10 protein-coding genes are annotated in these 16,939 nt (G+C 52.2%); 1 reads left to right on the forward strand and 9 read right to left on the reverse strand.

The features are described 5' to 3' along the window. Window positions 1-264: 264 nt before the first annotated feature. The 9 genes from M3223_RS17435 to kapB form a co-directional block, all read right to left on the reverse strand. Window positions 265-1,776, reverse strand: coding sequence for an RICIN domain-containing protein (locus M3223_RS17435; RefSeq protein WP_251563865.1), 1,512 nt, complete (start codon window positions 1,774-1,776; stop codon window positions 265-267). Window positions 1,777-2,106: 330 nt separating this feature from the next. Next, complete coding sequence (locus M3223_RS17440) at window positions 2,107-3,474, reverse strand: sulfatase-like hydrolase/transferase (protein WP_251563867.1); 1,368 nt, start codon at window positions 3,472-3,474, stop codon at window positions 2,107-2,109. Between the two features lie 18 nt (window positions 3,475-3,492). Continuing rightward, the gene (locus M3223_RS17445; RefSeq protein WP_251563869.1) at window positions 3,493-5,052 is read right to left on the reverse strand and encodes an extracellular solute-binding protein; all 1,560 of its coding nucleotides are present in this window, start codon (window positions 5,050-5,052) and stop codon (window positions 3,493-3,495) included. Window positions 5,053-5,080: 28 nt separating this feature from the next. Beyond that, window positions 5,081-5,944, reverse strand: a complete 864-nt coding sequence (locus tag M3223_RS24570; RefSeq protein WP_251563871.1) for a carbohydrate ABC transporter permease — start codon at window positions 5,942-5,944, stop codon at window positions 5,081-5,083. 16 nt (window positions 5,945-5,960) lie between these two features. Next, complete coding sequence (locus tag M3223_RS17455) at window positions 5,961-6,851, reverse strand: ABC transporter permease (RefSeq protein ID WP_251563873.1); 891 nt, start codon at window positions 6,849-6,851, stop codon at window positions 5,961-5,963. A 148-nt stretch (window positions 6,852-6,999) separates the two neighbouring features. Beyond that, the gene (locus M3223_RS17460; RefSeq protein WP_251563876.1) at window positions 7,000-9,201 is read right to left on the reverse strand and encodes a helix-turn-helix domain-containing protein; all 2,202 of its coding nucleotides are present in this window, start codon (window positions 9,199-9,201) and stop codon (window positions 7,000-7,002) included. A gap of 158 nt (window positions 9,202-9,359) precedes the next feature. Further along, complete coding sequence (locus tag M3223_RS17465) at window positions 9,360-9,818, reverse strand: hypothetical protein (protein ID WP_251563878.1); 459 nt, start codon at window positions 9,816-9,818, stop codon at window positions 9,360-9,362. A 175-nt stretch (window positions 9,819-9,993) separates the two neighbouring features. Continuing rightward, window positions 9,994-14,601, reverse strand: coding sequence for a glutamate synthase large subunit (gene gltB, locus M3223_RS17470; RefSeq protein WP_251563880.1), 4,608 nt, complete (start codon window positions 14,599-14,601; stop codon window positions 9,994-9,996). 629 nt (window positions 14,602-15,230) lie between these two features. After that, complete coding sequence (gene kapB / locus M3223_RS17475; RefSeq protein WP_251563882.1) at window positions 15,231-15,626, reverse strand: kinase-associated lipoprotein B; 396 nt, start codon at window positions 15,624-15,626, stop codon at window positions 15,231-15,233. A 172-nt stretch (window positions 15,627-15,798) separates the two neighbouring features. Between kapB and M3223_RS17480 the strand changes: the two genes are divergently transcribed. Continuing rightward, the gene (locus tag M3223_RS17480) at window positions 15,799-16,917 is read left to right on the forward strand and encodes an MGDG synthase family glycosyltransferase (RefSeq protein WP_251563884.1); all 1,119 of its coding nucleotides are present in this window, start codon (window positions 15,799-15,801) and stop codon (window positions 16,915-16,917) included. The last annotated feature ends 22 nt before the right edge of the window (window positions 16,918-16,939 follow it).

Raw genomic sequence — 16,939 nt, forward strand, 5'->3', positions numbered from 1 at the left:
CTTCCGTAAGGTCGTTTGACGTCCTTACCGTTTTTCATTTTGAATAACGGAGGTTCCACGCACAATCCCATTGCCAACAGTGAGGCTTATCTGTCTTTTAATAAGAAAAAGACGCCACTGCTATGCACCATTAAGATGGGCACTTGCTGTGACGTCACATTCTCCATTATCCGCACCGCAGTTCCCAGCGCGTGGTGTTTCGCTGCATGACGGCAGTCGCTCACCCCTATGGATTGGCGCTGCGTCTATTCTCTCATCCCGCTTCTAATCCAATGCCGTAAAACTCCATCTGAGATTCAAGGAGCTGGAATCTGGAGATTGCACCACGCTGGCGCCATCGGCTGTGGATTCTCCGTTAATGCCAATCACTTTTCCGCTGTTGCGGTTTTTCAGCTTAAATGTGCCTCCGCCTGTAGGGATGACCTGCCATTGCTGATTAATGGAGGTAGTGGCCATATACTGGATAGCCGGGGCGTTATCTGCTGTGGAAGCCCCGTTAATATTTAAATATTTGCCGCTATTTACGTTTTGAATTTTATAATAACCGCCGCCCGCATCATAAAATTTCCAGACTTGACCAGCTGCGCTCGAAAACGGATTTTGCACGGCCGCTGCGCCGTCTGCCGTTGAATTTCCGCTAATGCTCATAGCCTTGCCGCTCTTTTGATTCGTAATGGAATAGGTTTTGTTCACATCGATATTAACGCTCAAAGGCCCCCACGTTCCTGCCGCAGCATCAATGGACCAGCTTGTATTGCCGTTAATGGTAGGCACTCCGGAGCTGTTGAAGGTTACCGGATGCCAGTTGTTTCTGCCAGCAGCGCTCGGACCGCCCGACATGTTGTTCCAACGGTCGCCTAAGTAAACATACATCGTGCCCGAAGTGCCCTGAATCGGCAAAATCTGATCGGTTTGCGTATCGTATGAGTTCGTCGTAGCCGGATTCGTTGCGCATACGTTCTGTGCGCTCCATGTGCCGGACAGGCTGGTGGCTGACATGCAGTACGTTTGGCTTGAGCCCCAGCCGTTGGTAGCGGAAGCGAACATCCAGTAGGTAGATCCTACTTTAATGAGCGTAGACGCCTCTTTATTCGGGTAGCTAGACCCGATCGTTTTGACTGTGGACGCTACGCTTAAATAATCCGGCGCCAGCTCGGCAATGCGCAGCGAGCCGTTGATTGCAGGATAATCAACGGTCATCGAAATATACGTTTTGCCGTTGGTGTCTTTAAAGATTGAACCCAGGTCTCCTACCGTATTTCCGGTTGGCAGCGGATCGTTATTGTTAAACACAAACGGGCCTGCAGGAGACGAGCTGGTCAGGTACGTCAGCCCTTTCCGAATGGTCCCGACGGAGTTATTCCATTCAATAATCATAACGTAGTTGTTGTTTACACTGTTATACGCCACGACCGGCCGGCCTAGCCAGTCGCTGCCCGAATAACCTCCGGAAGCATCCGTAAATCCGCTGAAATCAACAACATTCCCCTGATAGTCCCAAGTTGCCATATCCGTCGAAGTATATAAAGTCACCTTTTTTTGACCGTTAACCGAATAATCGACGCCGTACCAATAAAACGTATTGCCCTCTTGCATGACCCAGCCGCCCTGCGACCAAATCTGATTGCCGTCCGTGTCGTACCAGTTGGTATTGTTGACAATGTCGGCCGACGCCGCTTTAGCAGACGGGGCAAAGCCTAACGTTGTTAAGACGAGTGCTATTGCGAGCATTGCAGTTATAAGTTTTTTGGGCAGTATGCCTTGGGTTAGTAACATTACAAACATCCTCTCTGTTTTTAAATGCTTACTTCATTTAAAATTCGGCAGCGTTAGCGTTCCGGATTTTCCTGGCGCATCCCCCCTCCCAACATTGAAACGCTTACAAAATGATGTATAAGAAACCCTAGTCTAACCATCTTTATCATGATGATTAGACTAGAGAAAGCAGCGGAGCCAAGGTCGAGCCCGTAGAAGCGACAGCGGTCGCATTTGAAGTCGGATTTCCGCCTCTAGGAATAGTTAAATTCAAGGAAATCCGAGTTCAAGAGCCGATCGAAGGACCGACCTTCGGCGCAGCCGATCGTAGGGCCTACCTTGGCGGAGCCGCTAAAGCTTTTTCCGCAGCTCGGTTATCGATGCTCTTCTGGCGCCTGAACCGCGTTGTTCCGGCGTTGGCAAAATCTCAGGAGCAGCCTCTCCCGCTTCCTGCATCCGGCGAATCAGCCGTTCGCGCAGCTCAGCGGCAATGGTGTTGAATGACTCCACCCCGACCAGGTTGTTCAGCTCATGCGGATCGGACTGCAGGTCGTACAGGAACTCCTCCACATAAGTAGCGGAGCCGGAATCCTTCCAAGCATTCGCTTCCGCCGCTTTTACGCTGTATTTCCAGCGCTGCGTCCGGATCGCGCGTCCTACCTGCTCTTCGCTGATTTGAACCAGTACCTCCTCCGGCCAGCCTTCTCTCTCGCCGCGCAGCAAAGGAAGAATAGAGCGGCCCTGCATCGAGTCCGGCACCGGTATTCCGGCAGCGTCAAGCAGCGTTGGCGGCAGATCTACCAAAGACACCAGCTCCTGCAGGCGACCGCCGGATTTGAAAGGGCCTCCGATAAATGCGGTCGGTACGCGGATGGAGCTGTCATGGCAGGAGCGTTTGTATTCTCCGTTCCGCGTTTTGAAGTGGCAGCCGTGATCGGAGGTGAACATGATGATCGTGTCTTCCTCCAACCCGAGGCTGATCAGGCTGTCGAAGATGCGTCCCAATGCTTCGTCAATGCGCTTGACCATGCCATAATAACCGCCAAGATGAGCATGCGCCGTACCGCCAAGCGTAGCGAGGTCGCCGGGAACAAATTGGCTGCCGCTGTAACGCCCTTCGTATCCGCGCGGAGCCGGATAGTTGTCTGTATGATTTTGATGATGCGGCTCCAGATAAGACAGGAACAAGAAGAAAGGCTCATCCTGATGCTGGTCGATATACCGGATAGCTGCGTCCGTCTGTGCGTCTACACGGTAACCAGGGAGCTTAACCGGTTTATTGTCATTGTCATACATGACCGTGTCGTAAGCGTCCGAGGAGTATTCCAGCACGTTGGAACCGAGCCAATACTGGTATCCTCCGCGTTGATCCTGAGGCACAGGCTCCTGCCCGGCCAGATGCCATTTTCCGATGTAGCCCGTGCTGTAACCCATTTCATTGAAATGATGTGCAAGCGTCAGTTCGCCTTGTTTCAGCGGAATTCCATTAACGTAACAGCCTGTCTCCGTTGCATATTTGCCCGTTTGCAGGGAGGATCTGGCCGGACCGCATACGGGCTGGCAGGTATAAGAGTTAAATACATGAGTGCCTTCCATCGCCATGCGGTCAAAGTTAGGGGTCAGTCCGAGGGGGTTGCCATGAACCCCCGTCGTGTCAGCTCGCTGTTGGTCGGTAAAAAACACAATTACATTGGGCCTTTTAGTCGTCTTCGCTGTCATCATCATCTACCCTTACGATTAGTTTTTGGACTTCTTCCATTCCTCGTTAGCCTGCTGCTCAATTTTCTGGCCGCCCTGCTTATAATAATTTTGCACGAATTCGTCGAATCTATCAACTGCCCATACGCCTGTTACAATTTTTACAAAGTATTCCGTCCATAGTTTCTTCTCCAGATCCGGATAATCCAGCTCTGCGGGAACCGTTTTCCACAGTTGGTTTTTCACAATATCCGTTGATGCGATCTCCAGCGCGGCCCGCACGGTATCGTCCGTCCAGCGGCGGTCCGTTACTTGAACGAATCGAACCGGATTGGAAAAACCTTTGGCATACAGGTCCGAATAAGAGGTTTTTTGCGTAATTAAATTTTTCGCTTCATCAAAGGTGTAATCTACGCCCTCTTCTCCGTAAGTCAGCAGGTTGACGCCGCCGTTTGCTTCGTCGCTAACCGACCAGTCCAGCATCTGAATAAGTCTCTCCGGATCTTTGGCATCCGCACTGACTGCCCGCAGCGCTCCGCCTGAATAAGGATTAACCTCCGGCCAGCCCTTCTTGCCGTCCGGGCCCGCGATGCGGTTAATCATCGTTAGCTTGGCCGTCGGCAGCACCTTGAGCAGCGAGGTGTAATAACCGCCGCCAGCTGCATTGACGCCAAAGGCATCCCCTTCAAAAACGCCGATTTTGGAATTTATGACCCGAGCGTCCCCCTGTTTCGGCTCCATGACCGGGAATTCAGGGTCAATCAGGCCTTCCTTATACCACTGCTGCAGCACGGCAAGCGCTTGTTTAGCTTCCGGCGTAACGAAGCTTTTGACGATTTTGCCGTCCTTTTCCGTCCAGAAAATCGAGCCCGACATCAGACCGATGCCAAATGCGCCAAACACCGTATTGAACACGGTCGATTTATTCCCGCCCAGCCCGTACGTATCGTCCTGGCCGTTTTTGTCCGGATCATCCTTCGTAAACGCCTTCAATACGTTGTGCAGCTCATCCAAGTTTGTAGGCTGCTTCAGTCCCAGGTTGTCCAGCCAGTCCTGGCGGATCAGCAGACCCGCCGTATTGGGGGAATTGAACGATTCCGGTCTTACGCCCTGAGGAATCGCGTAGATTTTGCCGTCAAACGTTACGCCTTCCCAACGCTCTTTCGGGATGTATTTCTTCAGATTCGGCGCCTTGGCAAGCAGATCGTCAAGCGGCATCAGCAGCCCTTGATTCACATACATAGCAAGCTGGGTTGTATCAACATTGAAATAATCAGGAATTTCGCCGGATGAGATCAGCAGGTTCAGCTTTGTTTTATACTCGTCGCCGGAAATCATGCTGATTTTGTAATCAACTCCCGGCAGCCCCGCCTTCTCCATCTGCGCCGTAATTTTAGCTTTGGCTTCCCCGCCATTGTCGGGAAATTCCGGAATTCCGTAGTTGAAAAACATATTATACGTAATAGGCTTCACTTCGGATTTTGCTCCGGAGGTATTGGAGGCATTGCCCCCGTTTTCGCTGGATGAGCAGCCGGCGGCAATCATTCCTAACAAACAAGTCGCACATACAACAGACACCATTTTGTTCAGCTTTTTCATCTACATGCACCCCTTTGATTTGTCTTGGTTAGGATTTGACCGAACCCAGCATCGTGCCCTTCATAAAATACTTTTGCAGGAATGGATAGACCGCAAGAATCGGCACGATCGATACGATGACGGTTGCGGCAATCGCGGATTCAGCGGCAAACGTTGTAAACTGTCCCGTATCGGTCGCCAGCTGCTGGCCGGCAATGATTTCTTTTAACAGCAAAGGAAGCGTGAACAGCTCTTTGTCGTTCAAATAAATGAGAGCCTGCATAAAATTGTTCCATAACCCCACGCATTCCCACAGGGCAATCGTGGCGATAACCGGCTTGCACAGCGGCAAAATAATCGTGAAAAAAATACGCAGCGGGTTCGCGCCGTCCATTGAGGCTGATTCCTCCACCTCATCCGGAATGGTCCGCATAAAGCTTTGCATGACGATAACGTTAAAGGCCGAAATCATGCCTGGGAGCATAAGCGCCCAAAGGGTGTTGGTCAACCCTAAGGTTTTTACAAGCAAATAGGTCGGGATCATTCCGCCGCTAAAGATCATCGTGAATAATACAAGCAGCGTCATCGCCTTCACGCCCGGCAGGCTTCTTTTATTCAGCGCATACGCGGTTGTTGCTGTAAACAGCACATGCAAAATAGTGCCTGCTACTGCGACGATAATGCTGTTTCGGTAAGCCAGCCAAATAAAGCTTGAGCTTAACACGCTTTTGTAGGCATCCAGCGTAAAACCTCTCGGGAAAAGGAACAGCCCGCCTCTCATCGCTCCCGCAGCCGAACTGAGAGAGATCGATATTTCATGCCATAATGGATAAAGCGTCACTAGGCTAAGCAGCGCCAGGAACAAGATGTTGCCCGCTTCAAACGTGCGCTCGCCCCAACCTTTTTGAATCACAACAACCCCTCCTTCCCTACCAAAGTCCCCGTTCGCCCATTCGTTTCACGAGCCAGTTCGTAAACACCAGTAAACATAAACCTACAACCGCCTGGAATAGCCCTGCCGCCGTTGCAAGCGAGAATCTGCCCATCGTTAAGCCGACCCGGTAAACGTACGTCTCGAGAACGTCTGCAACGTTATAAACGAGCGGATTGTACAGAATGAATATCTGGTCAAAGCCTACGTTCAAAATTTGACCCGTGCGCAAAATCAGCAGCACAACGATCGTGGAAGCAATGGCTGGCAGCGTAACATGCCGGATGAGCTGGAAGCGGTTCGCTCCGTCTATTTTGGCCGCTTCATATTGCTCCGGGTTAACACCAGCGATGGCCGCCAAATAAATCACCGTGCCCCAGCCGACCTCTTTCCACATTTCAGAGCCTACAAGAAAACCCCGGAATGCGTCGGGATTCATAATAGGAGAAGTAGAAAGGCCCAGCAGCTTCGTAACTCCCGTATCCACGGAGAAGACCGAGAACAGGATGCTCCCCAGCACAACCCAGGAAACAAAGTGAGGGAAATAAATAATCGTCTGCACAATCCGCTTAAAGGCGCCATTAATGAGCTCGTTCAGCAGAAGGGCCAATATAATCGGCGCCGGAAAGTTGAAGATCAGCTTATAAAAGCTAATGATGACGGTATTCCTGAGCGCCACCCAAAAATCGGGAGATTCGAATAAAATGTTGAACCATTTTAATCCCGCCCACGGACTGTTGAATACGCTTCCAGTAATTCTGAAATCTTGGAATGCAATGGCGATGCCGCCCATCGGGATATACTTGAATAGAATAAAGTAGATAATCCCGGGCAAAAGCAATACATAATAGTACTTGTGTTTATGGAACGATTTCATTGTCTGACTCACCGCATCCCCTCCCCTCAAGGTCATGATGTTTACGCTTTCATGCTACCCTGGGAACGAGAATCAAAAAAACCCTCAGTTTGGAATAAACATGAGGATTTTCTGATGGCCGCTTGTCTAATGTTAGAAATTACGAATAAATATCAGCTTTTTAGGTGCTTTTGCGGTACTCGCCTGGCGTCATGCCCTCGTACTTTTTGAAAAAGCGGATAAAACTTTGCACATCGTTGTAGCCGACCGACTGGCCGATCTCATGCAAGGAGTCGTTGCAGCTGTTAAGCAGCTCTTTGCTCTTGTTGATTCGGAATTCCGTTAAATATTCGAGCATCGATTTCCCGGTTTCCGCCTTAAACGTCCGGCTTAAATGGCCGCTGCTGACCCCGATCCGTTCGGCGATTTCCGTAATGGACAGATTGCTCGTGTAATGCGCCTCCATATAAGCAATCGTTTTGGCCACATACTGATTCGTAACCTGTTTGTCCTGCTGCGCCTCCAGAAATCCGATGATTTTGCTGATGTGCTCCATCATAAACTGATATAACTGGTCATTATTTCGGCATTCATTTAGTTTGAAAATATCAACCTCGTCGTTCAAGCTCCCGATGTCATGCCCTTCCTTCAGCAGCTCGTTCAAAACCGAGCTCATCAGCACAACGATCATGCCCTGCAGCTTCTCAAACGGATACTTGGATTTATAAATGTACTGCTGGAACAACTCGTCGACGCATTGGCTCGCTTTGCCGGGGTTCATTGCCGTGACGGAATGAATAAGCTGTTTTTGCAGCAGCAGCGGGTATACAAATTTAAGCTCGCTTGTATGGTCCTGCACAAATACGACATCACTGCGGTTAATAACCGCTTTGTAATTCAGCATCCGGCGAATCTGCTCGTAGGCTACATACAGTCGCTCCGGGCTCCCCGCATCGCTGACGATTAATTGCAGAGAGACGTTCAGCTCCTCTTGAGCAACAGCGTTCATCTCGGCAAAACATTGGTGAATGAGCTCCCGTATGCTGGCGTCCATGCCGCTCTCCGGCACATTCACGATAAACCCGAGCTTGCTGCGGTCCAGCACCGTGCCTTCTGCGGGCAAGTATTTTTTTAGCGTCTCCGACACCATGCTGTACATAATCAGCTTGCGCTGCGGATCCTCCTCGTCCTCCGGCCGCAGCGCGTCGAACACCGCAACGATGACCGCATAATGCGGATGAGGGAACGTCGAGCCTGCCTGCTCCAGTCTCGCAGAGATTTTATCGGTGACGTTGTTTCGCAAAATATCGGAAATTAAATGGTCCTTCATGACCGGCTCATTCTGTTTAATCGTATCCATCATGGAGCTGATCGCTCCGCTGACCAATAAATACTCATCAGAGGAAGGCTTGTTATCCCCTGATGCAGTGATGACCTCGATTATTTTTTTCCACGGGTTGTACATCCTCACAGCAAACGCATAGGCTATCGCCAGACCGATCAGGAAAACAACAAACACGATCAGCATCAGCTTGGACATTTTTTTGGCGAACAGCTCTTTGTACACCTCGTACGGAATCAGGCTGACGACCGTCCAGCCGTTATCCTGCACCGCCTGCGTATTGGCAAAATAGGCTTGATTATCAATACGGATTTTTTGAAGAGCAGCTGATGCAGCCAGCCGGTTGATTGCGTTTTGTTTGGCCTCGCTGATGGAGGAAATAGCCGTGCCATTGCTGTCGATGATGTAAACATTATGATCGCTGCTGTTGTTCAAATTATAGATCGTGTGCAGAAACCTATCCTTGGGAATATTCACGACCACCGTGCCGAGCGGCTTCGTTTCCGTAACCGGAATCGCTTTGTAAAAGGTAATGTAGTCGTCACGAACCTCGTACCAGAAAGACTTATCGGCGTTCTGCCGGATCTGATCCAGGACTGGCTGGTCAAAAAAAGAAGCCGCGTCGTAAAGCCCCTCTCCCGAAGTCATAAACCTCTCGTTGAGCGCGCTGTAGACGTAGACGGATTCAAACAATTCACTGGAAGTAATCTGGTTGCGCACCTGCTCTTTCAGCTGGTAGTAGTCGTAGAGCGTAAATTGGGAAGGGTTCTTCAACATGCGGTTCATATCCGGCACAAAGGATAATTGAAGAGAGAAGTAATTAATTTGATCGATCATATCCTGTATGTTCTTTGAAACCCGTTGCACGCTATTGTCCGAGGTTTGTTTAAGCTGGGATTTGAGATCCTCGCTAATCGTATACGAGTATACGGAGACAATCATAAAGGTTGGAATCAGTACCGTAATGAAATAAGAGAGCAGCTGCTTTCGAAACAAGGACCGGTTGAATACCGGCTTCTTTGTAAGCCTTTTCAAAAACAAGGATATCCCTCCCTTGATGTCCGTCACGGTGCCGAATAGCATACATTTTAGTCAATTTCTTTTGCCATTGTCAATATAAAAAAATAAGCCAAACCACCGCAAATGGAATAGTCTGGCGTTCAGAACGATGCCGGAGGTCCGCTTGTCTCTGGTTTATCCTATGCTGAAGGGGGTTTGTCTCCCAACGTGACATAAATGACTCCTTTGTAGTTGCTCGCTTCGGAAGTCATTGAGATGGGTTTTCCAACCAATAAACGCGCGTCAAGTCCGCTATTTCTGGTTTCAAATGTCAGGGAGAGTGCGCCAATCGTTCGCCCCTCGGTTGTATAAACAGCGTATTGGGCAACGGCTCTAGTCGTTTGATAGAAAGGTTTGGCCACAACTTCGAAACGATAGTTTCCTCCAGGCGTTACGATATTGGCCGACGGCCCGGGAGATTCAAAGTCTCCTGAAAAAGCGGTGCTTACAAAATTATAATTGCTTGTTCTATTTTGCATTATGAAACCTTTGCTTCCTGTTATGGTTGCATCCTCTTTTGACCCCGGGACAATGTAGTTTCCGACACATGTAACAATAACCAGCAGTATAAACAAAACTAATACCAAGCCCAGCTGCATACCAATGCTACCTCCTATTCTACTCTATAAGCATAGTATGGAGACTTGCTTCGCATTGATTGGGCAATTACTGATTTGATGACAATCTCAACAACGATTACGGAGTACTGAACTCCAGTAAACAAACAGCGCGCCCGCTTATGCGGACGCGCTGTTTGTTATAGCGATTACCGGATTAGTTGCCTCCGACGCGCGCCAGCTCTCTCATATTTGCTTCAAAGGCGGCCAGAAGGGCTTCTTCGCCTTCCAGCCCTTGCTCTTCCTCGGCTTTGCGAATCTGCTCCAGCATCCGCTTGTAGTCCTTCGGAATAATACGCACGAAGTCGCCAAGCGATTGCTCCCAATTGGAAAGGATACGGTCGCCGATTGCGCTGCCCGTGTAACGGACATGGTTCTCGATCAGTCCGCGCAGCTCCGCGATGTCCGCTTCTTCCTCAACACGTTCCAGAAGCACCATCTCCAGGTTAACGTGTTTGTAGAATTCGCGCTTTTCATCAAGCACATACGCCACGCCGCCTGACATACCGGCCGCAAAGTTCCGTCCCGTGCCCCCTAGCACGACTACGCGTCCACCTGTCATATATTCGCAGCCATGGTCGCCTGTGCCCTCAACGACAACCTTCACGCCGCTGTTCCGAACCGCGAAGCGTTCGCCGGCGATGCCGTTGATGTAAGCTTCTCCGCCCGTACCGCCATAAAGGGCCGTATTGCCGATGATGACATTATCCTCAGCCGCGAACGTAGCCTTCGGCGATGGAGCGACAATAATTTTGCCGCCGGACAGACCTTTACCGACGTAGTCGTTTGAGTCACCTTCCAGCGAGAGCGTGATGCCTTTCGGCACGAACGCTCCGAAGCTTTGGCCGGCGGAGCCGACAAAATGCATGGAGATCGTGTCCTCAGGCAGACCTGCAGCGCCGTAACGGCGGGTTACTTCGCTGCCGAGAATCGTACCGACAACACGGTTCGTGTTGCAGATCGGGAACGATGCTTTAACCTGCTCGCCGCGCTCCAGCGCAGCTTCGGCAGCAGGAAGCAGCGATTGCATATCGAGCGACAGCTCCAGGCCATGGTTCTGCTCCTGCACATTATAACGCACAGCATCCTGCGGAACTTCTGGCTGATGCAGCAGCGGCGTCAGATCCAGGCCGCTCAGCTTGTAATGCTCAATGAGCGACTTGCTTTCCAGAATATCGACGCGGCCGACCATCTCGTTGATCGTGCGGAAGCCGAGCTCTGCCATATATTCGCGCATCTCTTGTGCGATAAAACGCATGTAGTTGACGACATGGGACGGATCGCCCATGAATTTTTTGCGCAGCTCCGGATTTTGCGTCGCAACGCCGACCGGACAAGTGTCCAATTGGCACACGCGCATCATGACGCAGCCGAGCACGACGAGCGGAGCCGTCGAGAAACCGTACTCCTCGGCGCCAAGCAGCGTGGCGATCGCAAGGTCGCGGCCGTTCATGATTTTGCCGTCGGTCTCTACAACAACGCGGTCGCGGAGATTGTTGAGCATAAGCGTCTGGTGAGTCTCAGCCAGACCGATCTCCCACGGCATACCGGCATGACGCATCGAGTTCATCGGGGATGCGCCCGTGCCGCCGTCATAACCGCTGACAAGGATGACGTCTGCGCGGCCTTTGGCAACGCCAGCCGCTATCGTGCCTACGCCGACCTCGGAAACGAGCTTGACGTTAATGCGCGCGCGCGGATTGGCGTTTTTCAGATCATGGATCAGCTCCGCCAAATCCTCGATGGAGTAGATGTCATGATGCGGCGGCGGCGAGATGAGGCCGACACCCGGCGTGGAGCCGCGAACCTCAGCGACCCAAGGATATACCTTGCGTCCCGGAAGCTGTCCGCCCTCGCCCGGCTTGGCGCCCTGCGCCATTTTGATCTGAATCTCGTCCGCATTGACGAGGTAGTTGCTCGTAACGCCGAAGCGGCCCGATGCAACCTGCTTGATGGCGCTGCGGCGGGAATCGCCGTTAGCGTCCAGCACCCAGCGGCCCGGATCTTCGCCGCCCTCGCCCGTGTTGGACTTGCCGCCAATGCGGTTCATCGCAATCGCGAGGCTTTCGTGCGCTTCCTTGGAAATCGATCCGAAGCTCATCGCGCCGGACTTGAAGCGTTTCATAATATCCTCGATGGATTCGACTTCTTCAATCGGCACCGGCTGGCGGTCCTTTTTGAAGTCAAGCAGCGAGCGGAGCGTCATGAACTTGCTGTCTTCGCCTTGAACAAGATTCGAGAACTTTTTGTACAGCTTGTAGTCGTTGGCGCGGGATGCCATCTGCAGCGTGTGAATCGTCTGCGGACTGAACAGATGGTCCTCTCCGTCCTTACGCCACTGGTATTCGCCGCCGGAATCAAGCTCTTTCTCCCCGCCCTGCTGTTCAGCATAAGCGCGGTTATGAGGCTTGAGCGTTTCTTGGGCGATAATATCCAACCCGATGCCGCCGATACGGGACGGCGTCCAGGTGAAGTATTTGTCGATGACGCTTTCCTGCAGGCCGACCGCTTCAAAAATCTGCGCTCCGCGATACGACTGAATCGTGGAAATGCCCATCTTGGACAGAATTTTCAAGACGCCTTTAGTAGCGGCCTTAATAAAATTCTTAACGGCTTTTTCATGCTTCACGCCGCGCAGCATGCCTTGGCGGATCATATCGTCCAGCGATTCAAACGCCAGGTAAGGGTTGATCGCGCTCACGCCGTAGCCAAGCAGCAGCGCAAAATGATGCACTTCGCGAGGCTCGCCCGACTCCAGCAGGATGCTGACGCGGGTACGGGTGCCTTGTCGAATCAGATGGTGATGCAGGCTGGACACCGCCAGCAGCGCAGGAATGGCGCAGTTGTCGCGGTCCGAACCAAAGTCCGACAAAATAAGAACGTTATGGCCTTTCGCAATGACGCGGTCGGCCGCTTCGCACATCGTATCCAGCGCTTGGCGCAATCCTTTTTCTCCGCCGTCAGCCGGGAAGAAAATCGGAAGCGTGATGGATTTGAAGCCAGGGCGGCGCACATGGCGCAGCTTGGCAAACTCTTCATTGGACAGAATCGGGGACTCCAGACGAATCTGGCGCGCGCTCTCCGGCTCAGGGTTAAGCAGATTGCGCTCCGGTCCAAGCGAGGTGCCCGTTGCCGTAATGATTTCCTCGCGGATCGCATCGATCGGCGGGTTCGTTACTTGCGCGAACAGCTGCTTGAAGTAGCTGTAAAGGCGCTGCGGACGCTCCGAAAGCACCGCAAGCGGAGCATCGTAGCCCATGGATCCAATTGGCTCTACGCCGGAGGACGCCATCGGCTCCAGCACTTTGCGCAGATCCTCAAACGTATAACCGAACGATTGCTGGCGCTGCTGAACCGTTGCATGGTCAAGCTCCGGAAGCTCCGGCGCGTCAGGCAGATCCTCCAGGCTGATTAAATTGTCCTCAAGCCATTGCTGATAAGGCTTTTCGGAAGCGATACGGGATTTGACCTCTTCATCGGAAACGATGCGGCCTTCCTTCGTATCAACGAGCAGCATGCGGCCTGGACGCAGACGATCCTTGTACAGCACGTTCTCCGGTTCAACATACACCGTTCCGGCTTCGGAGCCGAGAATGATGACGTCGTCCTTCGTAACGTAATAACGCGCTGGACGCAGCCCGTTGCGGTCAAGAACAGCGCCGATCTGCGTGCCGTCGGTGAACGCCATTGCAGCCGGTCCGTCCCACGGCTCCATCAAGCAGCTGTGGTATTCGTAAAAAGCTTTTTTCTCAGGGCTCATGTCCTCATGGTTGGACCATGGCTCCGGCACCATCATCATCGCTACATGCGGCAGCGAACGGCCGGACAAGTACAGGAACTCCAGCGTGTTATCAAACATCGCCGTATCGGAGCCGTCCGGGTTGATAATCGGTTTGATTTTATCCAGGTCCTCGCCAAACAGCTCGGAGGCAAACAGCGATTGGCGGGCATGCATCCAGTTGACGTTGCCGCGCAGCGTATTGATCTCGCCGTTGTGAATCAGGTAGCGGTACGGATGCGCGCGCTCCCAGCTTGGGAACGTATTTGTGCTGAAACGGGAGTGAACGAGCGCAATCGCCGTTTCCATCGTTTCATCGTTCAAATCAACGTAGAAGGCGCGAACCTGCTCCGTCGTCAGCATTCCTTTGTAAACGATCTTTTTGGAGGAGAAGGACGGGAAGTAGAACATGTCTCCGCCTTCCAGGCCCGCATATCGAATCGCCAGCTCCGCGCGCTTGCGAATAACGTACAGCTTGCGCTCAAAAGCCAACTCATCCGCGAGTGCCGCATTGCGGGATACGAACACTTGGCGGACATAAGGCTTTGCCTTCAAAGCCGATTCGCCGAGCTTCTCGTCATTAGTAGGAACGGTACGCCAGCCGATCAGCTCCTGGCCTTCCTCGGCAATGATCGTTTCCAGCTTGCTTTCAAGCGACTCGCGTACAGCCGCATCCTGAGGCAGGAACAGCATACCGACGGCATAGCTGCCTTCGGCTGGAAGCTGAATGCCCTGGCGGCTCAGCTCGCGCTTGAAGAAACCATGCGGAAGCTGCAGCATGATGCCTGCGCCGTCACCGGTGTTGGGCTCGCTGCCCTGGCCGCCGCGGTGCTCCATGTTCTCCAGGACGGTAAGCGCCTGTTGAATGATTGAGTGGGACTTGACTCCCTTGATGTGCGCGACAAATCCCATGCCGCAAGCGTCTTTTTCGTACTGAGGATCGTAGAGGCCTTGTTTCGGCGGCAATCCAGTCATTTTCCTGTTCATAGGATGCAACCTTTCTGTCGGAGAATAGATATAATAACGGACGGCATCAAAGGCTTCATATTATATAGGCATCTTAACCGGGAAGGCTTATGCAGTTCGCAGGAATGTCCATTGGACAGCCTCCGATGTATAAAGATGCATAATAATACATATCCAAATCCTGCCGTCCTGTAATTAACAGGGCAGAATCCGGTCGAATCTCCGGGGGCAAAATCCCGGGGAAAGGTAGGTCGGCTGACTTAGTTATTCCTCGATTTTATCACTTGAGGCGTATGAGGGCAATTTAATCTTTTTATAAATATGATTATGAACTCTAATCAACATCAGCCGGTTCCCTTGCGCCACAAGGGTTCCACGGCTCTCTCCGTCTGCTTCTCCACAATGCCGCGATGCTTCTCCATCCATCCTATCACAAGGCTTCTCCCCATGTGTATAGCAAGTTTAAGGAAGTTCGTCTTCTTTCGAGCTTTGAATATATATGTTAATTGAATGCATAAAGTGATATGTATAATGATGCAAATTTTTAAACTTAAACTCCAAATGTTTAGACGGCTCGAAAAACATAAATGCCCCGGCTCTCATGGAATGAAGAGGTCCGGGGCATGTTAAAAAAGAGGGATACGGGGAATTTAGGAAGGCCGGTACTCGGAGGCCACTGTCTTCAGCTGCTCCGAAGCGCGGGCCGCCCAGCGCTGCAGCCGGTCCAGCTCCTCCAGCGACTTCTTTACCGCCTGCTCGCGGGATTCGTTGTAATCGGGTAGCTGAGCTGCCGCATACGGTCCGATGTCCCGGTTGGGGACCAGCGCTTTTTCGCGGTGGGCAAGGGCTCGCCGTTCATGGAAAAATGGAACATCCGGGTTGTAAGGGTTATGCAGATCGCCTTGTTCGGGATGGCGCAGCACCGCCAGCGTTTCCACAACGCTGCGCGGCGAGCCTTCTTCGACGAGGCGTCCCGCGTATTCTCCTGTTTTGTACGTAAAGCGCACCCAGCTTTCCGCTGCCGGGGACGAATCGTTTGACGTCATGCGCAATCCTCTCCTTATTACTAATGTAAACATCAATATCCGCAACCTGAAAGGACCTTGCCTTTTAACACAGAATATAGGAAGCGATGCGCGGACACAAGCATCCAAGGCCAAGCTTGTCTTATATACCGCGCTCGTCGTAATATTGGTAGTGAGAAAAGTAGGTGAGTGCATGCGTAAAAAAAGAGTGCTGCTGCTCTCGGAGGGGTTCGGGTCCGGACATACCCAAGCGGCATATGCGCTCGCTGCCGGCCTGAGGCATCTTTCGTCCGATGTTCAGACCCGTGTGCTGGAGCTGGGTAAATTCCTGAATCCGGTGCTTGGTCCCCTCATTATGTCCGCTTACCGCAAAACCGTCGGCAAACAGCCGAAGCTGGTAGGCATGATGTACCGCACCAACTATAAGCGTTCCTTCAACCGGTTCACGCAGCTGGCGATTCATCGAATTTTTTATACCCAGACTGAGCAAGTCATTGAGCAGCTGCGGCCGGAGATCATCATTTGCACGCATCCCGGTCCCAACGCGGCGGTAGCCCGGCTGAAACGTCTCGGACTCGACATCCCGCTGTATACGCTCATCACGGATTACGATGCGCATGGAACCTGGGCAAATACAGAAGTCAATCACTACCTCGTCTCTACCCCCGTCGTCAAAAGAAAACTGATGGCGCGGGGCATTCCGCCCGGCCGCATCGAGGTGACCGGAATTCCGGTCCATCCTCAGTTTTGGAAGTCTCAGGATCAGGCCGAGGCGCGGAGTGAGCTTGGTTTGCAAAACATGCCTACCGTGCTTGTTATGGGCGGAGGCTGGGGGCTTATGGAGGAAGAAGACGAGTTCTTTACGTACATGACCCGCTGGCGGGACGAGGTACAGATCATTTTTTGCACCGGGACAAACGAAAAATCCCGGGAGAGCATGTTGGCGGACGAGCGTTTTGTCCATCCTAACGTTCATGTGATGGGTTTTACGCGCGAAATTTCCAAAATGATGGACGCCGCGGACCTGCTCGTCACCAAGCCTGGCGGCATGACTTGCACGGAAGGCATGAGCAAGGGTATTCCGATGCTGTTCTACAATCCGATTCCCGGCCAAGAAGAGGAGAATCTGGAGTACTTCGTCGGCAGCGGATTCGGTGAGCCGCTGAAGTCAAAAAGTACGATTGACCGCTGGTTCCGGCTCATTCAGGAGCCGTACAGCACCGGTCAGAACCGCCTGCGGCTGCTGTCGAAAAGCAGCCAGCAGTACGATCCGCTGGAATGCCCGTCGGCTGTTCTGCGGCTGATGAACTGATTGTTGGCTGCGGCTCGTGCGG

The sequence above is a fragment of the Paenibacillus pasadenensis genome, assembly GCF_023715725.1.
GTDB lineage: Bacteria > Bacillota > Bacilli > Paenibacillales > Paenibacillaceae > Paenibacillus_O > Paenibacillus_O pasadenensis_A.